Source organism: Azohydromonas aeria (assembly GCF_009760915.1).
In the GTDB taxonomy this organism is placed as follows: Bacteria; Pseudomonadota; Gammaproteobacteria; order Burkholderiales; family Burkholderiaceae_C; genus Azohydromonas; species Azohydromonas aeria.
In genome coordinates this window covers 1-20,484 of the sequence record NZ_VIDQ01000053.1, presented here as the reverse complement: position 1 = coordinate 20,484, position 20,484 = coordinate 1, and the positions used below count along the sequence as shown (strand labels likewise).

At 72.5% G+C, this 20,484-nt stretch carries 14 protein-coding genes; 8 read left to right on the top strand and 6 right to left on the bottom strand.

Going from position 1 to position 20,484, the window contains the following annotated elements; translation table 11 throughout:
* Positions 1-24: 24 nt before the first annotated feature.
* From FJ694_RS24695 to FJ694_RS24670, 6 genes are all read left to right on the top strand, one after another.
* Complete coding sequence (locus FJ694_RS24695) at positions 25-1,236, top strand: glycosyltransferase family 4 protein (protein WP_157269982.1); 1,212 nt, start codon at positions 25-27, stop codon at positions 1,234-1,236.
* Positions 1,233-3,242, top strand: a complete 2,010-nt coding sequence (locus tag FJ694_RS24690; protein ID WP_157269981.1) for a glycosyl hydrolase family 28-related protein — start codon at positions 1,233-1,235, stop codon at positions 3,240-3,242. The genes FJ694_RS24695 and FJ694_RS24690 overlap by 4 nt, the downstream gene beginning before the upstream one ends.
* On the top strand, positions 3,239-4,327 hold the full coding sequence (locus FJ694_RS24685) for a glycosyltransferase family 4 protein (RefSeq protein ID WP_157269980.1): 1,089 nt from the start codon (positions 3,239-3,241) through the stop codon (positions 4,325-4,327). Before FJ694_RS24690 ends, FJ694_RS24685 begins: the two co-directional genes overlap by 4 nt.
* A complete protein-coding gene (locus FJ694_RS24680) occupies positions 4,324-5,280 on the top strand; it encodes a glycosyltransferase family 2 protein (RefSeq protein ID WP_157269979.1) in 957 nt (318 codons plus the stop codon). Before FJ694_RS24685 ends, FJ694_RS24680 begins: the two co-directional genes overlap by 4 nt.
* A gap of 32 nt (positions 5,281-5,312) precedes the next feature.
* Complete coding sequence (locus tag FJ694_RS24675) at positions 5,313-6,599, top strand: lipopolysaccharide biosynthesis protein (RefSeq protein WP_157269978.1); 1,287 nt, start codon at positions 5,313-5,315, stop codon at positions 6,597-6,599.
* A gap of 74 nt (positions 6,600-6,673) precedes the next feature.
* A complete protein-coding gene (locus FJ694_RS24670) occupies positions 6,674-8,281 on the top strand; it encodes a galactose oxidase early set domain-containing protein (protein ID WP_198320975.1) in 1,608 nt (535 codons plus the stop codon).
* A gap of 10 nt (positions 8,282-8,291) precedes the next feature.
* On the opposite strand, the gene FJ694_RS24665 is transcribed toward FJ694_RS24670, so the two are convergent.
* The 4 genes from FJ694_RS24665 to serA all read right to left on the bottom strand — a co-directional run bounded on the left by FJ694_RS24665 (position 8,292) and on the right by serA (position 15,022).
* Positions 8,292-11,444, bottom strand: coding sequence for a hybrid sensor histidine kinase/response regulator (locus FJ694_RS24665; protein WP_157269976.1), 3,153 nt, complete (start codon positions 11,442-11,444; stop codon positions 8,292-8,294).
* Positions 11,420-12,001: an LOG family protein gene (locus FJ694_RS24660; protein WP_157269975.1), complete on the bottom strand. Its 582-nt coding sequence runs from the start codon at positions 11,999-12,001 to the stop codon at positions 11,420-11,422. The genes FJ694_RS24665 and FJ694_RS24660 overlap by 25 nt, the downstream gene beginning before the upstream one ends.
* A gap of 79 nt (positions 12,002-12,080) precedes the next feature.
* The gene (fucP, locus tag FJ694_RS24655) at positions 12,081-13,430 is read right to left on the bottom strand and encodes an L-fucose:H+ symporter permease (protein ID WP_157269974.1); all 1,350 of its coding nucleotides are present in this window, start codon (positions 13,428-13,430) and stop codon (positions 12,081-12,083) included.
* Positions 13,431-13,750: 320 nt separating this feature from the next.
* On the bottom strand, positions 13,751-15,022 hold the full coding sequence (serA, locus tag FJ694_RS24650) for a phosphoglycerate dehydrogenase (RefSeq protein WP_157269973.1): 1,272 nt from the start codon (positions 15,020-15,022) through the stop codon (positions 13,751-13,753).
* A 134-nt stretch (positions 15,023-15,156) separates the two neighbouring features.
* Here serA and FJ694_RS24645 point away from each other — a divergent pair, with 134 nt between their 5' ends.
* Positions 15,157-15,882: a hypothetical protein gene (locus FJ694_RS24645; RefSeq protein WP_157269972.1), complete on the top strand. Its 726-nt coding sequence runs from the start codon at positions 15,157-15,159 to the stop codon at positions 15,880-15,882.
* Between the two features lie 160 nt (positions 15,883-16,042).
* Here FJ694_RS24645 and FJ694_RS24640 read toward each other — a convergent pair whose 3' ends face one another.
* The gene (locus tag FJ694_RS24640) at positions 16,043-17,005 is read right to left on the bottom strand and encodes a ParB/RepB/Spo0J family partition protein (protein WP_157269971.1); all 963 of its coding nucleotides are present in this window, start codon (positions 17,003-17,005) and stop codon (positions 16,043-16,045) included.
* 20 nt (positions 17,006-17,025) lie between these two features.
* Complete coding sequence (locus FJ694_RS24635) at positions 17,026-18,285, bottom strand: AAA family ATPase (protein ID WP_157269970.1); 1,260 nt, start codon at positions 18,283-18,285, stop codon at positions 17,026-17,028.
* 918 nt (positions 18,286-19,203) lie between these two features.
* Here FJ694_RS24635 and FJ694_RS24630 point away from each other — a divergent pair.
* Positions 19,204-20,484: replication initiation protein (locus FJ694_RS24630; RefSeq protein WP_157269969.1), on the top strand; the 1,281-nt coding region annotated here is incomplete at its 3' end.

Below are 20,484 nucleotides of genomic sequence, written 5' to 3'. Positions count from 1 at the left end.
ACCGCAACCGAAAGTCATCGGCACATGCGCATCCTCCTCGTGAACAAGCTGTACGCCCCGGACGTGGCCGGGGGCGCGGAGATCACGCTGGCCAACCTCGCCGCGGGCATGCTGGCGCGGGGCCACACCGTGCGGGTGGCCACCACGACGGCCGCCAGCGAGGCGAGCACCGAGGTGGTCGATGGCGTCGAGGTGACGCGGCTGCCGCTGCGCAACCTCTACTGGCACCACGACGGCGTGCGGCGCGGGCCGCTGCAGCGCCTGCTCTGGCATGCCCGCGACCGCCGCAACCGCGCCATGGGCCAGGCCCTGGGCCGGGTCATCGACGACTTCCGCCCGGACGCCGTGGCCTTCCACAACCTGGCCGGCTTCTCGGCGGCGGCCTGGGAGGCGGCCTTCGCGCGCGGCGTGCCCACGGTCCAGGTGCTGCACGACTACTACCACCTGTGCCCGCGCTCGCAGCTGTTCCGCGACGGGCGCAATTGCAAGGTGCCCTGCAATTCGTGCGGCGTGCTGCGCCAGGGACGCTCCGGCGCCTCCAGCCGCATCGATGCGGTCATCGGCGTCAGCCGCGCCGTGCTCGACGCGCACCTGCGCCAGGGCGTGTTCGCGCAGGTGCCGGTGCAGCGCGTGGTGCACAACGCCTGGCCGCTCGCCGGCCCGGCGCCCGGCGCGGCGCCAGGGCACGGGCTGACTTTCGGCTACATCGGTGCGCTGGCCGAGTGGAAGGGCGTGGGCCGCCTGCTGGAGGCCTTCGCCCGCGTGGCGCGGGAGACGGGCTCGCCGCCCATGCGGCTGCTGCTGGCCGGCGAGGGCGAGCGCGGCTACGAGGCGGCGCTGCGCGCGCGCCACGCCGGGGCGGACGTGGAGTTCCTGGGCCGGGTGCCGGCAGCCGACTTCTACCGCCGGGTGGACGTCTGCGTGGTGCCCTCGCTGTGGCACGACCCGCTGCCCAGCGTGGTGTTCGAGGCGCTGCTGTCCGGCGTGCCGGTGCTGGCCAGCCGCCGCGGCGGCATCCCGGAGATGGTGAGCCACGGCGGCAACGGCCTGCTGTTCGACCCCGACACGGAGGGCGCGCTGGAAACGGGCCTGCGCGCGTTCGCGGCCGAGCCCGGCGGGCTCGCCGCCTGGAAGCAGCGCGCCCGCGCCAGCGCCGTGCCGTTCGGCGACATGGCCCGCGTCGTGGCAGCCCACGTCGAGGTGTGCGAGGCGGCGGCAGCGGAGCGGCGGGCATGAAGCGCGCAAGCGTGGCCGTGATGCCGTGCGCGGGGTCGCCCATGGGGCGCCTGGGCCTGGTGCTGGTACTGGTGCTGGCGCTGCTGCTGTCCCTGGGCCTGTCCCGGCCCGCGGCGGCCGAGGAGCTGCCGCCCGACAGCAACATCGTCAACGTGCGCAACTTCGGCGCCCGCGGCGACGGCATCCACGACGACACCGGCGCCATCCGCGCCGCCATCGCGGCCGCGCGCACCCAGCACGGCACCGTGTTCTGGCCCGCACGCATCGTCTACTTCCCGGCGGGCACCTACCGCATCACCGACACGCTGGCCAGCCGCGACGCGCAAGGGCTCTACCAGCACTCCATGAGCCTCGTGGGCGAGTCGGCGTACAGCGTGCGCCTGCGCCTGGCCGACAAGGCCGCGGGCTTCGGCAATGCGCAGCAGCCCAAGGCCATGATCTTCACCAGCTCGGGCCTGCGCGCGGGCAGCCCGACGGCCGGGGGCAAGGACTACATCAACAAGGGCGAAGGCAACGACGCCTACGGCAACTACATCGAGGACCTCACCATCGACGTGGGCAGCGGCAACCCGGGGGCCGTGGCGCTGGACTACATCGCCAGCAACGTCGGCGCGGTGCGCCGCGTGCGGCTGGTGGCGCCGCCGGGCAGCGGCCACACCGCGCTGTCGATGGAGCGGCGCTGGCCCGGCCCGCTGCTGGTGTCGGACGTGAGCATCGACGGCTTCGCGCGCGGCGTGGCGGTGCGCCACCGCGAGTACGGCGTCACGCTGCAGCGCCTGGTGCTGCGCGGCCAGACGGAAGTGGCGATCCGCAACGAGGGCAACGTCGTGTCGATGCATGACGTGACCATCAGCGGCAGTCCGCTGGCGCTGGCCAACACCGCGCCCGAAGGCCTGGTCGTGGCCCAGCAGCTCAACGTCACCGTGCCCGCGGGCTCGACCGGCGGCTGGCTCGCCAACCAGGGCTACGTGCTGCTCGGCCAGGCGGCGCTGCAGGGCGTCACGGCGAGCAGCCGCCTCGCGGGCGGGCTGGCCGCCGCCACGGCCGGCGCCTACTTCGGCGCGCAGCGGCTGTCGAACTTCAGCGCCGCCGCCACCCTGCCGGCGCTCGCGGCACCGGTGTGGACACCGCAGCAGGCGCGCTGGGCCAACGTGGTCCGCTACGGCGCCAAGCCCGACTCGGGCGAGGACGCCACGCCCGCCATCCGCGCCGCCATGGCCTCGGGCGCCGAGGTCGTGTACTTCCCTTCGGGCAAGTACGTGATCAGCGACGCCATCGAGGTGCCGCAGCAGGTGCGCCGCGTCGTCGGCATGTTCTCCTCCTTCACCATCGGGCGGCGCGCGGCCCGCTTCACGCCCGAGACCGGCATGTTCCGCGTCACCGGCACGGGCGAGCCGCTGAGCATCGAGCGCGTGGCCCTGGACAACGCCGGGCGCGGGCCGCAGCTGGGCGTCGAGCACGTCGGCGCGCGCACGCTGGTGCTGCAGGACCTGATCACCTACGGCGTGCAGGCCGTGCTGCGCGGCGCGTCCGGCGGGCGCCTGTTCATCGAGAACACCTGCTGCGGCAGCATGAGGTTCCAGGGCAGCGCCGGCATTTGGGCCCGCCAGCTCGACACCGAGGGCCCCAACGTGCGCATCGCCAACCAGTCGGCGCCGCTGTGGATCCTGGGCCTCAAGACCGAGCAGAACGCCACCATCATCGAGAACGGGGCCGGCGCGCGGACCGAGGTGCTGGGCGGGCTGCTGTACGTGGTGAATGCACCCGTCCCGGCCCTGCCCGCCTTCATCAACCAGCCCAGCGGCCGCATGTTCCTCGCCTACGCCGAGTCGGCCTACCTGGCCGACCGCGTCTATGCCGTCCACATCTCGCAGCCCGGCGGCCCGACGCTGCGCGCGGCGCAGCTGCCGGCACGCACCCTGGCGCGCATGGTGCCCGGCGTCACCTGGCCGCCGCCGCCGGCGGTGCCGGCCACGACTTCCACCAGCCAGGAGAGCACCCGGTGAAGCTGCTGATGAACCTGTCCACGCTCGGCCCTCAGCCCACCGGGCTGGGCGTCTATGCCCAGCACTGCGCCCAGGCCGCCTGCCGGGCCTTCGAGGCCGAGGTCGTGGCGCCGCCCTCGTACCACGGCGGCGGCGTCGTGGTGGCGCATTCGCCGGCGGACATCGTGCTGGGCGCCAGCCGCGGCGCGGCGTGGCGCCGCTGGCGCTGGTCGCGCCGCTGGGACGCCCGGCACACCCGCGGCGCCGAGCGGCTGGTGTACTCGCCCACGCACCACGGGCTGGGGCAGGGCAAAGGCCAGGTGCTCACGCTGCACGACCTCATCGCGCTGCGCTTTCCGCGCCAGCACCCGGCGCAGTACCTGTACTTCCGCCACGTGCTGCCGCGCCAGCTGCGCCGCTGCCGCGGCGTGGTGACGGTGTCGCAGACCTCGCGCAACGACATCCACGAAGCCTACGGCGTGCCGCTGGAGTCGATCCACGTCGTGCCCAACGGCGTGGACCGCACCGTGTTCCGGCCGCCGCCGCCGGGCACCGCGCGCGAGCCCTTCCTGCTGGCCGTCGGCGCGGCCTACCCGCACAAGAACCTGGAGCAGGTGCTGCGCGCGGCGCCGGCGTGGAGCAGCCGCTACCGGCTGCTCATCGCCTCGTGCCGCGGCGCGTACCGCGAGCAGCTGGAGCGCGAGGTGCGCGCCGCCGGGCTGCAGGAGCGGGTGAGCTTCCTGGGCTACCTGGGCATCGGGGAGCTGGTGCGGCTCTACCAGACCTGCCGCGCCTTCGTGTACCCGTCGCTGTGGGAGGGCTTCGGCATCCCGCCGCTGGAGGCGATGGCGTGCGGCGCGCCCGTGATCGCATCCGACATCCCGGCGCACCGCGAGGTGCTGGGCAGCGCCGCGACCCTGGTGCCGCTGGACGACGATGACGCCTGGGCCGCGGCCTTCGACGCCCTGCAGCAGCCACCCGCCCCGGTCGCGGTCGAGCCCGGGCCGGCGCGGCGCTTCAGCTGGGAACACTCGGCGCAGCGTCTCGTGGCCGCGCTCACCGCGCTGGAACCGCGCCTGGTGGTCAACGGCATCCCCACCCCATGAGCACACCTCTCGAACCGTGCGCGCCGGCGCCGCGCAGCGTCAGCGTCGTCATCCCGTCCAGGGACGGGCGCGACACGCTGCAGCGGGCCCTGGACTCGCTGATCCCGGGCGCCGGCTTCATCCGCGAGGCCATCGTGGTGTTCAGCAACAGCCCGGCGCCCTACGTCGCGATGGCCACCGCCCTGGTGGAGCGCTACGTGGCCCATTTCCCGCTGCGCCTGATGGACAGCGGCCAGCGCAGCAACGGGGCCATCGCGCGCAATTGCGGCGTGCTCAGCGCCCAGGGCGACTACGTCGCGTTCCTGGACGACGACGACGAATGGTTCCCCGACAAGCTGCCGGCCTACTTCGGCTTCATCGAGCAGCGGCGGCTGGGCGGCGACTTCGTGCTGTTCTCGACGGTGCTCGGCTGCACCGAGGACCGCCTCGACGCCCACCCGCTGCCCTCGCGGCCGTACCGCGGCGAGCCCATCGCGGAGTTCGTGCTCAGCTTCGGCGGCGGGGCGCAGTCGAGCTCGCTGCTGCTGCCGCGGCCGCTGGCCCAGCGCGTGCTCCAGGACCCGGCCCTGCCGCGCCACCAGGACTACGACCACTGCATGCGCCTGGCCGAGCACGGCGCGACCTTCCACCACCTGGACCAGCCCCTGTCCTGGTGGTACCAGCGCGGCAGCAACGCGGCCAAGGGCGGCACCTTCGACTTCTGCGCCCGCTGGCTGCTGGCCAACCGCGCCCGGCTGTCGGACGGCGCGATCACCGCCTACGTCGGCAAGGAGCTGTTCGCGGCGGCCCGCGCGTCGGGCGCCTGGGCGACGCTGTGGCGGTTCCTGTGGCGGCACCTGACGCCGCGCCAGCGTGCCCGGGTGCTGCGCGAGCTGGGCGCGCGGGCGCTGCAATGGGGGCAGCGGCGGCTGGGCCGCGCCCGGCGCCGCACGCCGCCGGGCTGCCTGACCTGAACTGAACTGAACCCGGGATCGAGCCAACCACCATGAGCGAGCTGGCAGCTTCGTTGCGCATGCGTTTCCAGCGGCGGCCCGCCCTGCTGCTGCTGGTGGCCAACGTCCTGGCGCAAAGCCTGAGCGTGCTGCTGGCGCCGGTGCTGACGCGGCTGTACTCGCCTGCCGAGTTCGGCGTGATGGGCGCCGTCGCCGCGCTCGTCATGGTCTTCATGCCCATGACCACGGGGCGGCTGGAGCTGGCCGTGGCCCGGGCACCGGATGAGCGGGAAGCCGTGGACCGGCTGTGCCTGTGCCTGGTGGTGATCGTGGCGATGGCGACGCTGTTCGGCGCGCTGACGTGGTGGGCCGTGCGCCAGGGCCAGCCTGCCGGGCTGTCGGTCCTGGGCGCCTGGTGGTACTTCGTGCCCCTGGGGCTGGCCTTCAGCGGGGTCTACGAGGTCCTGGCCATGGAGGTCAGCCGGCGCAAGCTGTTCGAGGCGCTGTCGGTGTCCAAGCTGAACCAGGCCGTCACGGGCGTGGGGGCGCAGATCGCGCTCGGCCTGGCAGGGGCCGGCCCGGTGGGGCTGCTGCTGGGTTTCCTGCTCAACCAGGGCGCCGGCATCGGCAAGCTGGCCCGGCAGCTGTGGCGCCGCGGCACGCAGCGGACGCTGCCGGGCGTGCGCCAGCTGGCCGGAATCGCCCGCCGGGAGAGGCGCTGCATGCTGCTGGGCAGCTGGTCCGCGTCGCTGGGCATCGCCACGCGCTGGTCACTGCCCTTCGTGCTGGCGGTGTGGTGGGACCCGGTGGTCGGCGGCTACGTGTTCCTGGCCGAGCGCCTGGTGGGCCGGCCGCTGCTGCTGGTGAGCACGTCTCTGGTGCCGGTGTTCGTCAGCCAGGTGGGCCAGTCGCTCAACGGCGACCGGGCCGGCATCCTGCCCGCCTTCCGGCGCGCCGTGGCGGGCCAGGCGGCGCTGGCCGCGGCCTGGGCGGCGGCCGTGACGATCGCCGCGCCCTGGGTGGTGGCGCCGGTGTTCGGCGCGGCCTGGGCCGCGGCGGTGCCCTTCATCCAGGCCATGGCCTGGGTGATCGCGCCCACGGCGGCCCTGTCGGCGGTTTCCCACATCCTGCAGCTCGGCGAGCGGCAGGGCCTGGACTCCGTCCTGTCGGTGGTGCGCGCCGCGGCCACGGCCGCGGTCGTGCTGATCGGCCACCAGCAATCCCTCGGTGCGGCGCCAATGCTGCAGATCCTGGCCGCCGTGCATCTGGTGCTGGGCGCGGTCACCTTCGGCATCTACCTGCACGCGGCCATCGCCATGTCGCGCGGAGCCCGGCCATGAACGGCAGCGCGGCAGTCCCGCCTTTCGGGAGCCGGTTTCCCGGGCCCATCCTCAAGCGTCGAGAGTCACCACCGATGAAACACCTGCTCGCCCGCGCCCTGGGTTACGGCGCGCTGACGTTGCTCGGAGCGCAACTGGCAGGGTGCCACGGCAATACCGAGCAGCAGGAAACGCATGCCGTGCCGCAAGGCGCGGTGAGCAGCCTGGGGCCGCTGGCGCCGGCGCGGGGCGGGCCGCGCGCGCATGTCGAGGGCGCGTTCGGGCCCACCTTCGCGTGGCCGGTGATGCCGATCCACATGGTGCTGTTGCCCGACCAGCGGGTGATGGCCTACGGCACCGACGTGAAGGGCCGCCAGGGCGCGGCCCTGCACTACACGGTCTGGGACCCGAAGGCCGGCGGCGGCAGCGAGGCCTTCCTGACGCTGCCCAACCAGACCGGCACCGACCTCTTCTGCGCCGCGCAGTCGCTGCTGCCCGACGGCACGGTGGCGCTGCTGGGCGGCGACGAGTACGGCGGCCAGCCGCTCAACAACGGCAACGCCGACATGAACGTCTTCGATCCGCGCAGCAACGCGCTGCGCAAGGCCGAGGGCATGGCCTACAAGCGCTGGTACCCGACGCTGGTGGTGCTGCCTTCGGGCGACCGCGTGGTGCTGGGCGGGCGCATCCGCAACTCGGGCAGCCGCTGGACCTTCTGGGAGCGCGCCTTCGCCAGCACGCCCGAGGTCTACACCCCGGGCAGCGGCTGGCGCACGCTCACGGACGCCGCCAGCAACGCCGCCTACGGCAGCCGCCGCGAGAGCTTCTTCTACCCGCGCGCCTGGCTGGCGCCGGCCGGGGACCTGGTCATCCTGGCGCACGACGGCCACCTCTTCCGGCTCGATCCGCGCGGCCGGGGCCGGCTGCGCGAGCTGGCGGTGACGGCCCCGCCGTCGAACGAGCGGCTGCCCGCGGCGATGTTCGCGCCCGGGCGCATCCTGGCGCTGGGCGAGCAGCGGCGCGCGGTGGTGCTCGACATCAACGGGGAGCAGCCGGTGGTGCAGCCCACCGGCTCGCCCGGCCTGGACCGCCAGTGGGGCAACGCCACGGTGCTGGCCGACGGGCGGGTCTGGCTCAACGGCGGCTCCGTCACGCCCAACGCGCTGGGCGACGAGCACTACGGCTCCGAGATCTGGAACCCCGACACGGGCCAGTGGACGCCAGCCGCCCAGGCCGCGCAGGCCCGGCTCTACCACTCGGCCTCGATGCTGCTGCCCGACGGCAGCGTGGTCACCGGCGGCGGCGGCGCGCCGGGGCCGCTGAGCCAGCTCAACGGCGAGATGTACTTTCCACCCTACCTGTTCCTGCGCGACGGCTCGGGCCGCTTCGCGCCGCGCCCGGCCGTGGCGCGCGCACCGGCGCAACTGGCCGCCGGCGCCGAGCTGCGCGTGGACGTGGCGCCCGGCGTGAAGGCCACGCGGCTGACGCTGGTGCGCAGCGGCTCGGTCACGCACAGCTTCAACCACGAGCAGCGCTTCATGGCGCTGGACTTCAGGCAGGAAGGCACCGGGCTGCGCGCCACGCTGCCCGCGGACGTCAACCAGCTGCCCCCGGGCTACTGGCTGGTGTTCGTCTTCGACGACCACGGCGTGCCGTCCATGGGACACACGCTGCTGGTGACGAACCCGGCGATGGCGGGCTGAGAACCGGCCGTCATTCCCCGCGCAGCGCGGCCAGCAGCGCCAGCAGCCGCGGCACGTCCACCGGCTTGGTGAGGTGGTGGTCGAAGCCGGCGGCGGCCGACTTACGGCGGTCGGCGTCCTGGCCCCAGCCGGTGAGCGCCACCAGCAGCAGCCGTGCGCCGTCCGGTTGCGCGCGCAACGCCTGCGCCACGGCATGGCCGTCGAGCCCGGGCATGCCGATGTCGAGCACCGCCGCGTCGGGCGGCCAGCGCAGCGCCGTCTCCACCGCCGCCGCGCCCGACAGCGCCACGCGCGTCTCGCAGCCCTGGAACGACAGCAGCAGCGCCAGCGTCTGCGCCGCGTCCTCGTTGTCGTCGGCCACCAGCACGCGCAGGCCCGGGCGCGGCTGGGCCACGGCCGGCGCCGGCGCCGGCGCGTCGGGCAGCGCCTGCAGCGGCAGCCGCACCGTGAAGCGGCTGCCCTGGCCGGGGCCCGCGCTGTCCACGCCGACCTGACCGCCGTGCAGCTCGACGATGCCCGCCACCAGCGCCAGCCCGATGCCCAGCCCGCCCTCGCTGCGCCCCGCGCCCGACTCCAGCTGGCCGAACATCTCGAAGATGCGCGAGCGCGCCTCCACGGGCAGCCCGATGCCGTCGTCGCTGACTTCCAGCACCAGCGCATCCGCCTCGCGCCGCGCCGACAGCAAGAGGTGCCCGCCCGCGTCGGTGTACTTGGCGGCATTGGCCAGCAGGTTGGACAGCACCTGCGCCAGCCGCACCGCGTCGGCCTCCAGCACCAGCGCTTCGGGCTGCGCCGCCTCCAGCGCGAGCGTGAGCGCGTGGCGCTTGCCCTCGATCAGCGGGCGCACCGCCTCCACCGCCGGCTCGACGATGGCGGCCAGCGTGACGCGCTCCTTCTTCAGGTGCAGCTTGCCCTGGCTGATGCGCGCCAGGTCCAGCAGGTCGTCGAGCAGCCGCGCCATGTGGCCGACCTGGCGCTCGATCAGACGCTGGACCCAGCGCAGCTGGTCGGCGCGCAGCGCCGGCGCGGCCAGCAGCTGCGCCGCGTTGCGCAGCGGCGCCAGCGGGTTGCGCAGCTCGTGCGCCAGCGTGGCCAGGAACTCGTCCTTGCGCCGGTCCGACTGGCGCAGCGCCTCCTCCGCCTGCTTGCGCGCCGAGATGTCGATGACGAAGGCCAGCAGCGCCTCGCTGCCGGCGTCCTCGCCCGGGCTCTCGCTGTCGAACAGGCAGGTCGCCAGCATCACCGGCACGCGCCGGCCGTCGCCGGGGCGCAGGTACTCCTTCTCGTAGATGGCGGAGATGCCGTCGCGCCGCACCTGGGCCAGCGCTCGCCAGTCGGCTTCCAGGTGCTCCGGCGGCGTGAGCGCATCCCAGCGCACGCGGCCCTGGCGCAGGTCCTCGCGCGTCATGCCCACCAGGCGCAGGAAGGCGTCGTTGGCCTCGTGGATGCGACCGGTCGCGTCGCCGGTGACCAGGCCGATCGGGTTGAGCTCGAAGACGCGGCGCAGCCGCTGCTCGCTGGCCTGGCGCGCGGCCTCGGCGCGGTGCCGGTCCGTGACGCCGCGGAAGAACACCGACAGCCCGTCGGCCGACGGGTAGCAGTGGCACTCGAGCCAGCGCTCCAGCGGCGCGGGATAGAACTCCTCGAAATGCGTCGGCTTGCCCGTGTCCATGGCGCGCCGGTATTCGCGGCCGAACAGCGTGGCCTCGGCATGGGGGAACAGCTCCCACAGGCAGCGGCCGATCAGGTCCTCGCTGCGCAGCCCCAGCATGCGTGCGCCCTGCTGGTTGAAGTAGGTGTAGCGCCACTGCGCGTCGAGCACGGCCAGGCCGTCGGTGATGCTGTCGAGGATGCGCTGCAGCGCGTCCTTGGAGTCCTGCAGCTCGCGCTCCAGGCGCTTGCGTTCGGTGATGTCGCGTGACACGCCCAGCAGCCCCACCACCGCGCCGGCGGCGTCGCGCAGCGGCATCTTGCGCGACAGCCACACGCGCAGGGAGCCGTCGGGATGCGGCAGCGGCTCCTCGATCTCCTGCGCCCGGGCGCCCTCCATGACATGCCGGTCGTTGTCCATGACCAGCCGCGCCGCGGCCGCGTCGTCGAGGAACTCGGCGTCGGTATGGCCGATGACGCGGTCCGCCGGCTTGCCCACCAGCGCCAGCGTGGCGGGATTGGCGAAGAGCAGGCGGCCTGCGCGGTCCTTGGCGAAGATGGCGTCGGGCGAGACGTCGCTGATGGCCTGCAGCAGCGCCGAGCGCTCGTCCATGCGGCGCAGCGCTTCCTGTGCCGCCTTGCGCGCCGTGATGTCCAGCGCGGTGCCCAGCACCCGCGTGCAGCGCCCGTCGGCCGAGAACAGGGCGCGGCCCTTGGCCGCCACCCAGCGCAGCACGCCATCCAGGCGCCCGATGGTGCGGTACTCGACGTCGTAGGGCGCGCGCCGGGCCGGGTCGCAGGCCGCGGCGAAGGCGTCGCGCACGCGCTCGCGGTCGTCCGGGTGCAGCCCGGCGAAGAAATCGTCCATCGTCACCGGCGCGTCCTCGGCCAGCCCGAACATGGCCTTCACGCGCGCGGGCCACTGCACCACGCCGCTGTCCGGGTCCACGTCCCAGAAGCCGACCTCGGCCGCGTCGGTGGCCAGGCGCAGCTGCTCCTCGGCATGCACCAGCACCTGCTGCGCGGCCAGGATCTCGGTGACGTCCTGCCCGGTGCAGAAGACGCCCGTCACGGCGCCGGCGGCGTCGCGGATCGGCTCGCAGGCCAGGTCCAGCCGCAGCTCCAGCACCGGGGCGCCCGGCGCGGCGCTCAGCGCCAGCGGCATGCCGCGTGCGATACGGCGCTCGCCCTGGCGGTACACCGCGTCGAGCAGCTCGAACCAGCCCTGCCCCTGCAGCTCGGGAAAGGCCTCGCGCAGCGTCATGCCGACGATGCGCTCGTCGCGCAGGAACAGCTGCAGCAGCGACTCGTTGGCGAACTCCAGCACGTGGCGCGGCCCGCGCAGCACCGCGACGAAGCCCGGCGCGTGGCGCAGCAGCTCGTGCTGGCGCCGCTGCGCCGCACCGGACACGGGCTCGCGCCGCGCCGCGCAGGACTGCAGGCGGCCCGTGCCGGCACGGCCGCGCGGCGCCTTGCGCGGCAGCGGCTTCAGGCGCCGGGCTGGCCGATCCACTTGTCCACCGTCGGCGCGGTCCAGGCCGCCAGCGCGTCCAGCAGCCGGGCCGGGTCGGATTCGATGACCAGCATGTCGCGGTGCTCCGCGCGCATGAAGCCTTCCGCGGCGGCGTGGCCCAGCAGCGCGCGCAGCGGCTCGTAGTAGCCGCGCAGGTTGAGCGCGCCGCAGGCCTTGGCGTGCTCGCCCAGCTGCGTCAGCGTGGCGGCCTCGAACAGCTCCTCCAGCGTGCCCAGGCCGCCGGGCAGCGCGACGAAGGCGTCGGCCAGCTCGGCCATGCGGCGCTTGCGCTCGCCCATGCTGGCCACCACCTCGTGCAGGCCCAGCCGCGGGTGCAGGTGCCCGCGCGCATGCAGCCGCTGGTTGATGACGCCCACCACGCTGCCGCCGGCGTCCAGCACCGCGTCGGCCACCACGCCCATCAGCCCCTTGTTCGTGCCGCCGTAGACCAGCCGCAGCCCGCGCGCGGCGATCTCGCGGCCCAGCGCCGCGGCCCCTTCGGCATAGGCCGGCGACGCGCCGAAGTTCGAGCCGCAGAACACGGCCACGCTTCTCATGGGCCCTTCTCCTCGTTGTCGTGATTCAGGATGACAGGCCCATTCTGAGCGACGCCCGCGCCGGGGCCTGCGCCCCAAGTCAATCCCAACGCCGTGCCGGCGCCGATGCCGCCGCGGCGGCGTCCGCCGCATGGCCCTTCACGCCGTACCAGGCGATGTAGAGGTAGCACAGCACCGGCACGAAGAAGGCGGGCAGCAGGCCGAGCCGGTCGGCGAAGAAGCCCATCACGACCGGCACGATGGCGCCGCCGACGATGGCCATGCACACGATGCCCGAGCCCTCGCCGGTGTGGCGACCCAGCCCCTCGATGGCCAGGCTGAAGATGGTCGGGAACATGATGGAGTTGAACAGGCCGATGGCCAGCAGCGCCCACATCGCCGTGCGCCCGGCCACCAGCATCGCCGCCACCAGCAGCAGCGACACCACCAGCGCGTTGAAGGCGAGCAGCCGCCCGGGGCGCACCTTCTTGAGCAGCGCGGCGCCGATGAAGCGCCCCACCATCGCCCCGCCCCAGTACAGCGACAGGTAGCGCGCCGCCACCTCCTCGGACAGCCCGGCGACTTCCGGCTGCGCCATGAAGTTGACCAGGAAGCTGCCGATCGACACTTCCGCGCCCACGTACAGGAAGATGCCCAGCGCGCCCAGCACCAGGTGCCGGTACTGCCAGGCGCTGTCGCGCTGCAGCCGTGCGCCCGCGCCTGCGCCCCGTGACGCCGCCGGCTCAGCGGGCGCCTCGATCGCGGGCAGCTTCGACAGCGCGATCACCACCGCGATCGCGAACAGCACCGCCGCCAGGCCCAGGTAGGGCAGCTGCACCGAGGACGCCTGCTCCGCCGCGTAGGCGGCGCGCTGCGCGGCGTCCATGCGCTGCACCTCCGCGGCTGGGCGCACGGCCACCGCCAGGATCAGCACCGAGCCGAAGAACGGCGCCAGCGTCGTGCCCAGCGAATTGAAGGCCTGCGTCAGGTTCAGCCGCGCCGAGGCGGTCTCCGGCGCGCCCAGCACCGTGACGTACGGATTGGCCGCCACCTGCAGCAGCGTGATGCCCGAGGCCAGGATGAACAGCGCGCCGAGGAAGAAGGGGTACGACGCCTGGCCGGCAGCGGGGTGGAACAGCAGGCAGCCCAGGCCCGCCGTCACCAGGCCGATCACGATGCCGCGCTGGTAGCCCAGGCGCCGCACCACGTGCCCGGCCGGCACCGACACCACCAGGTAGGCCGCGAAGAAGCAGAACTGCACCAGCATCGCCTGCACGTAGCTGAGCGTGAACACGGCGCGCAGGTGCGGAATCAGGATGTCGTTGAGCGCGGTGATGAAGCCCCACATGAAGAACAGCGACGTGAGCACGGCCAGCGGGACCGTGTAGCGCTGCCCCGGCATGCCCGGCCGGGCGGTAGCGCCGGCCGTGGCGGTATCGAGCTGGACCATGAAGCGGCTCCGGAAGAAAGGGGATGGCCCCGGGGGCAACCAGCCTGCCCGCCCGGGCCCGGCCCGCTGGACGGGCCAGGACCCGCCCTGCTTTTCCTTCCCGAGCCAGGCACCGCGGAGCAATAATGGCCAACCGATAATAGTAATAATCTTCTGTCAAATTTCCAGCGTCGAATCCGGAGCTTCGGCGTGGCACTGGGCGCCGGCCCGTGCCGGCAAGGACTTGTGCCCGGCTTTCCCAGGCCGGTCCCACGGCGCCCCTGCCTTGCCGGTCAGCGCCGCTCGGTCCGCCAGGTCAACGGTTCAGCGCCTCAGCGGCGTCAGTACAGCGTGCGGCAGCGGATGGTGCCTTCGACGCTGCACATCTGTTCCAGCGCCACCTTGCTGGCGTCGGCCTCGACGTCGATGACGACGTAGCCGACCTCGTCGTTGGTGCGCAGGTACTGCGCGGCGATGTTGATGCCGGCGCGCGAGAAGCGCTCGTTGACGGCGGCCATCACGCCCGGCACGTTGCGGTGGATGTGCAGCAGCCGGCAGCGGCCGGTGTGCTCGGGCAGCGTCACCTCGGGGAAGTTGACGGCGGTGGCGGTGGAGCCGTTGTTGCTGTAGCGCAGCAGCTTGGAGGCGACCTCGATGCCGATGCTGGCCTGCGCCTCGGCAGTGGAGCCGCCGATGTGCGGCGTCAGCAGCACGTTGTCGAAGGCCGTCAGCGGCGAGCGGAACGAGGTGTCGTTGCCCTTGGGCTCCTGCGGGAAGACGTCGATGGCCGCGCCGTGCAGGTGCCCCGATGCCAGCGCGGCGGCCAGCGCGTCGATGTCCACCACCGTGCCGCGCGAGGCATTGATCAGGTGCGCGCCGGGCTTCATGGCCGCGATCTGGGCCGCGCCGATCATCCACTGCGTTTGCGGCGTCTCGGGCACGTGCAGCGTGACCACGTCGCTCTCGGCCAGCAGCGCGCCGAGCGAGGTGAGCTGGCGCGCGTTGCCCAGCGACAGCTTGGCCTCGATGTCGTGGAACACCACGCGCATGCCCAAGTGCTCGGCCAGCACGCCGACCTGCGTGCCGATGTGGCCGTAGCCGACGATGCCCAGCGTCTTGCCGCGCACCTCGAAGGAACGCTCCGCGCTCTTGAGCCACTCGTTGCGGTGCAGCGCGGCGTTCTTGTGCGGGATGCCGCGCAGCAGCATCACGATCTCGGCCAGTACCAGCTCGGCCACGCTGCGGGTATTGGAGAAGGGCGCGTTGAACACCGGGATGCCGCGGCGCATGGCCGAGTTCAGGTCGATCTGGTTGGTGCCGATGCAGAACGCCCCGATCGCGGCCAGCTTCGGCGCCGCGGCCAGCACCTCGTCGGTGAGCAGCGTGCGCGAGCGGATGCCCAGGAAATGCGCGTCGGCGATCGTGTCGATCAGCTCCTGCCCGGCCAGCGCCTTGGCGCTGGTGACGACGTTGCCGTAGCCGTCGGCGCGCAGCAGCTCCACGGCACCGGGGTGGATGCCTTCGAGCAGCACGAACTTCAGCTTGTCCTTGGACAGGGACAGGCGCGGGGACGGCGGCGTGGCGGCGTCGGCCGGGGTCAGGGTGTCGGGCATGGCGAGTGGCGTGGTGGGCGGAAAGCCCGGAGCCGGGCAAGGCATGTACCGGTGCGGCGACAGGCGTCGCCGGCGCGGGCGCGGGCACGCGATCCGCTCATGCAGGACCTCCACGCCAGGCCCTTGCCGACACCATGTCCCGCTTTCCCCTCGACTCCCCAGGCCCGCGCGGCCGCGGCATGCCGGAGGCGGTGCACGGGCTGTGCACCGGGCTCGCGCCCCTGGCGGGCGCCGTGGCCGCCGCGGTGGGATGGGTGCTGGGAGACCTGCCCGCGGGGGCCCTGGCCGGGATCGCCGGGGCGGTGGCCAGTCGCGCCATGGTGCGGCAGCGGCCGCTGCGTCCCGACGAGGCCGCCCTGGCCCGGCAGGTGTTCGCGGCCGCGCTGCCGGACACGCGGCGCATCGTCGTCACCGACCTGTCCGGGCTCGGCGGCACGCTGTTCGTGATCCCGGGCGCTGCCGGCCGCATCCTGCTCAACCTCGGGCCACGCGGCTTCGACGACGCGCTGGCGCTGTGCACGCCCTGCTACGACCGCCCCGGCAAGCTGCTCGTGCACGAGCTGGCCCATGCCTGGCAGATCGCGCACGGCCACTACTGGCCACGGCTGGCGCGGCGGGTGCTGGCCGGCCCCATGGCAGGCGACGCCTTCTATCGGCCGCCGCAGCGACTGGCGCCGCCATGGGCGGCACTGAACCTGGAGCAGCAGGCCGCCGTGGTGGACGAATGGTTCGCGCCGGGCCGGCTCGGCCCCGAAGGCTGGGCCGGCACGCCCGGGATGTCACGGCAGCATCCGTACTGGCCGTATGTCCGGGACGTGATCCAGGGCGCCGTCCCGGGCAAAGACATGGATCGTCCCTAGTAGGGACGATCGGGTAAAGGGCTGCAGCTCGCAGCCATGAGAGATTCAGATCGTCCCTACTAGGGACGATCAGCAGGCTCCAAACCTCCCGCCCACAAAAAAGGCCCCTGCCGTCACCGGCAGGGGCCGCGGGCGCAAGCGCCGCGCCGCGTCGCGCCGCTTACTGCGACTCGGTGCGCAGCCGCAAGTAATTCATGATCGCGTTCACTGCCCCTTCCGCCTCGCCCTCGTCGCTGAGCTTGATGGCCACGCGCGAGCCCTTCACCGACACCATCGCGAACACGCGGTCCTGGTGCATGACGCGCAGCTTCTGCGTGCCCACCACGGCGGCCGCCGGCGTTGCCGTCGCGCGCTTGCCAGCCTCGGCCGGCGCCGCCGCCGCAGTCGCGAGCTGTGCCAGCTGCTGCACCGCCTCGTCCTGCGTGAGCCGTTCCTCGACCAGGCCGCGCACCGCCTCCACCACCTGCTGGGGATGGTCCTTGGCGAAGGCGACGAGCTTCTCGGCGCCGTTGGCGCCCAGCGCCGCGGGCCGGGTCTTGAGCAGCTCGATGGCCTCCTCCGGCAACCGGGCGAAGGAGAAGAAGCGCGCCACCTGCGACTTGCTCCAGCCCGACTCGCGCGCCAGGTCGGCGTAGGAGCTGCCGCGCGACTTCTGCCGCTGCGCGAATCCCAGGTATTTCTCGTAGTCGCTGAGCGCGGGCGCGAGCAGGTTGTCGAAGAAGACCAGCCGCTCCGCCTCGTCGTCGCTGAGCGCGACTACCGACGCGGCGATCTCCTCCCGGCCCAGTTGCGCGAAGGCCGCCTTGCGGTGCCGACCCGCAATCAGCTCGTAGCGGCCGTCGCGCTTGCGGCGCACCACCACCGGCGCGCTCTGCGGGTTGTGGCGCAGGTTCTCCGCCAGCGCCGCCACGCGTACCGGGTCGAGCGCACCGACGTGGTAGGGCCCTTCGTCGATCTGGTCCAGGCGCAGCTGCAGCGGGGTGCCGCGCTCGGCGCGCTCCTCGACTTCGCGCAGCAGCGCGATCGGCGCCGAGACGCTGCGGTTGCGCCGCGGCGGCGCGTCCGCCGGCGTGGACAGGATTTGCGAGGTCAGCTCGCTGAGCAACGATTTTCCCGATGCCATGGTGACTGCTCCTGCTTCGATCAGGCCTGCGGCTGGGCGCCGTTGCGCCACAGCGTGCTGCGCGTCATGTGCTCGACCAAGTCCACGGCCTTGTCGTAGGCGTCGCGCGCGCGCAGCAGCGTCTTCTGGCTGCCGACGTACTTGGCGATGTCGTAGACGGTGTTGAGGCTCATGCCGCCGACGCGCACGGCCGCCGTCTCCGGAATCTCCAGGTTGAGCAGGTGGCGGCCGAAGCCGTCCTGCATCCACTTCAGGATCTCCTTGGTGTGCAGCTTGGTGTTGTCCACCTTGCTGGGCACCACGCCGATCCACGAGTACACCTTGCTGGCCAGGCCGCGGTCGGTGCCGGCAAGCTCAGCCATCATCGAGAAGAATTGGCCGGAGCTGGTGAAGTCCAGCCCTTCGGGCGGCAGCGGCACCAGCAGCGCGTCGGCGGCCCAGTAGGTGGTCATGGTCAGGTACGACAGCGCCGGCGGGGTGTCGATGATGATGAAGTCGTACTCGTCGCGCGGCCCTAGGCGCAGCGCGTTCTCCAGCACCTCCAGGAACAGGAAGTCAGGCTCGACCGAGTTCCTCATCAGCGCCGCCTGCTGCCGGATCGGCAGGAAGAACTCGCCGGCGAAGAGCGAGGAGTTGCCCGGCACGAGGTCGATGCCGTCCCAGTAGCTGGGCTTGATCGACTCCTGCAGCGTCGAGCGCGCGCCCTCGCGGTCGCGCGGCAGCATCAGCGGCATCACGGTCTCCTCGGCGTCGAAGTCCGTGGGCGTGAGGCCGAAGAGGGAAGTGAGCGAGCCCTGCGGGTCGTAGTCGATGCAGAGCACCTTGTAGCCGCGCAGCGACAGCCCCTGCGCCAGCGACATGCTCAGCACCGTCTTGCCCACGCCGCCCTTGAAGTTGCCCACCGTGATGACGGCGCCCTGCTGGCCTTCGGCGCGGTGGACCATCGAGCCTTCGGCGCGCACCCAGGCACGGGCGTCCTCCAGCGTGAAGGTGCGGTTGCGCGAGGCCGCCGCGCCGCTGGGCAGCCCGCGCTCCTCGGCACGCTGCAGCAGCCGCTTGAACTTCTCGTACGAATGGCCGCACAGCGCCGCCACTTGCGCCGCGTTGAATACCGGCGCTGCCTTCATGCCTTCGGGCCGGAAGATGACCTGCTTGATGCGCTCGTTGAGGTTGGTGACGCGCTCGCCCAACTGCTGCAGGTCCTCCATCGACACCGAGCTGGCGGTGGTCACCGCATCCTTGGCCGGGCGCTGCACGCTCCGCTCATTCGCCACTTCCATGTCCCATTCCTTTTGGTTCGATCGACGGCGGCACTGTAATCCAGGCATGCGCACACCGAACGCCACCTTCACTTCTGAACAACAAAATGACCGCCGATTTGAGCGAAAAGCGAAATCGACGGTTGATGCAGCTGATGCCTGGGGCCCCAACCCGGGCAGGCGCCCGATCTCCGGGGGCCAACTCCCCAAATCGGCTCACCCAAGGCGCCCGTTCTCCCCTGGAGGCGCTCCACCGCGGCCCGCGCCGCCGGCCCGGCTGACGTCGGACTGACCCCGGCGCCGCGGAAATGCGGGGCGCCGCACCGGTCTCCCCAAAACCGCTCACCTCAAGCCGTGCTAGGCCCCCAAATCGGCTCACCTGAAGCACGCGCCGGCGGCACTGTCCGCGGCCCCAACAAAGCTCACCTCAACTCATCACCCCCAACGCCGGCCGGTGCCCAAGAAAGCTCACCTCGACGCAGGCGCATGGCCGAATGCAACTCAGGGTTTACATGGAGGCCCGGACAGCCAGAAGCCGGCCTGGATGGCCGCGACGGCACCGCAGCGGCCCACGGTCCGGACACGGCCGATGACGCGTGCCGGCGACCATATCCACTCACCCCACTGCCCAAGACAGCTCACCTCAAGCGTGAGCAGGTTCCATATCCACTCACCCCAGTCCCCAGGAAAGCTCACCCAGGTACCCAAAAGCGCTCACCCGAGGTCCGAAAACCCGTTGCCGGACAACGGGTTGCAGAGGCGTCAATCCTCAAGGACTTCAATTCCGATACTTCAAACACCTCAAGCGCCCGACCGTGAAATGGAAGTCGTGACAGCTTTGACGGTGCGGCCTGGCGGCTGCACGGCGCTCAGGTGAGTTGGCTTGACCCGGGCGCACTTGTCACGCACAGTCCGGCTCCCGTTGCTGGAGCCTCCGCCTTGAAGACGCCGCCCGATCCCTCGCAAGCCGAGCTGCCGCTCAAGAGTCCGCGGCGCGGACGTGGCTCGGCCACGCGCACGGCGCAGCCGATGGCGCCGCCGGTGGCGGCACCGGCGCTGCCGGCGCTGGCGCAGCCGCGCGGCGCGATGGTGGTCAAGCCGGTGGAGACCATCGCGCTGCGCGTGACCAAGGGCAAGGCCACGCTGCTGGGCCGGCGCTTCTGGAACTGCCTGGTCAAGTACGCGCAGGTCAACAGTCCGAACGCGGACAACATGTACGAGATGCCGGTGGCGCTGCTCAAGAAGCTCAGCGGCTTCGACAGCAAGAACATGGAGGTGCTGGCCACCACGCTGACCGAGCTGCAGACCATCGCCGTGAACTGGGGCGACAGCCCGAAGAGCTTCGCCCAGCGCGAGTCCTACCGCTGGGAGAGCGCCACGCTGCTGAGCTACGCCTCCATCCGCAAGCAGCCCGGCGAGGGGCCGACGCTGGTGTTCGACTTCCACCCGGCGGTGCGGCCCTACATCCTCAAGCCCGAGGTCTATTCGCTGATCTCGCTGGAGATCCAGCGGCGCTTTCGCACCGTGGGCGGTCTCGTGCTCTACGAGATCGGCGAGCGCTACCTCTCCAGTCCCAACGGCCTGTCGGCGCGGCTGCACTGGACCGAGTGGCACCACATCCTCACCAGCCGCGGCCGCGAAGGCGGCGCCAGGAGCAAGGCGCCGGAGTGGAAGTACTTCAAGCGCGACGTGCTGGATCCGGCCGTGCGCGAGGTGAACAAGGAACAGGACAAGTTCAGCATCGACTACCACGTCGCCAAGGCCGGGCGCTTCACGACCGACCTGCAGTTCGTCGTCAAGGCGCGGCGCAAGGCGCTGCGCGCGCCGGCCGACGTCGAGCAGTGGCAGCTCGAGCGCCTGGCGCAGTGGGGCGTGAGCGGCACGGAAGGCGCGCGGCTGCTGGAGCGGCTCACGGCCGCGGACCGCCTTAAGGTGATCGAGACCGTCGAGCGCCGCCTGCACAAAAGCGAGCAGCTCGGCGAAGTGAAGAGCATCCCGGCCTACCTGCACACCGTCGTGGCGCAGGGGCTGGAGAGCGGCGCCTTCAGCGGCGAGTTCCCGGACGTGCCCGATGCCGCGCCCAGGCCGGCCGCGCAGGCGCGGGTGCCGGCCGTGCCGCAGGCCGCCGCGGCGCCGGCACCGGCGCCCGTGTCCACGCCGGCACCAGCACCCGCGGCCGCAGCGCCCGGGGCCGGGGCCGCCGCCGTGCCGCCGCTGCCG

Bases quoted from the DNA above. Each gene is read 5' to 3' on its own strand.
- FJ694_RS24695 (WP_157269982.1), top strand. From the start codon at position 25: ATGCGCATCCTCCTCGTGAACAAGCTGTACGCCCCGGACGTGGCCGGG.
- FJ694_RS24690 (WP_157269981.1), top strand. From the start codon at position 1,233: ATGAAGCGCGCAAGCGTGGCCGTGATGCCGTGCGCGGGGTCGCCCATG.
- FJ694_RS24680 (WP_157269979.1), top strand. From the start codon at position 4,324: ATGAGCACACCTCTCGAACCGTGCGCGCCGGCGCCGCGCAGCGTCAGC.
- FJ694_RS24675 (WP_157269978.1), top strand. From the start codon at position 5,313: ATGAGCGAGCTGGCAGCTTCGTTGCGCATGCGTTTCCAGCGGCGGCCC.
- FJ694_RS24670 (WP_198320975.1), top strand. From the start codon at position 6,674: ATGAAACACCTGCTCGCCCGCGCCCTGGGTTACGGCGCGCTGACGTTG.
- FJ694_RS24660 (WP_157269975.1), bottom strand. From the start codon at position 12,001: ATGAGAAGCGTGGCCGTGTTCTGCGGCTCGAACTTCGGCGCGTCGCCG.
- fucP (WP_157269974.1), bottom strand. From the start codon at position 13,430: ATGGTCCAGCTCGATACCGCCACGGCCGGCGCTACCGCCCGGCCGGGC.
- serA (WP_157269973.1), bottom strand. From the start codon at position 15,022: ATGCCCGACACCCTGACCCCGGCCGACGCCGCCACGCCGCCGTCCCCG.
- FJ694_RS24645 (WP_157269972.1), top strand. From the start codon at position 15,157: ATGTCCCGCTTTCCCCTCGACTCCCCAGGCCCGCGCGGCCGCGGCATG.
- FJ694_RS24640 (WP_157269971.1), bottom strand. From the start codon at position 17,005: ATGGCATCGGGAAAATCGTTGCTCAGCGAGCTGACCTCGCAAATCCTG.
- FJ694_RS24635 (WP_157269970.1), bottom strand. From the start codon at position 18,285: ATGGAAGTGGCGAATGAGCGGAGCGTGCAGCGCCCGGCCAAGGATGCG.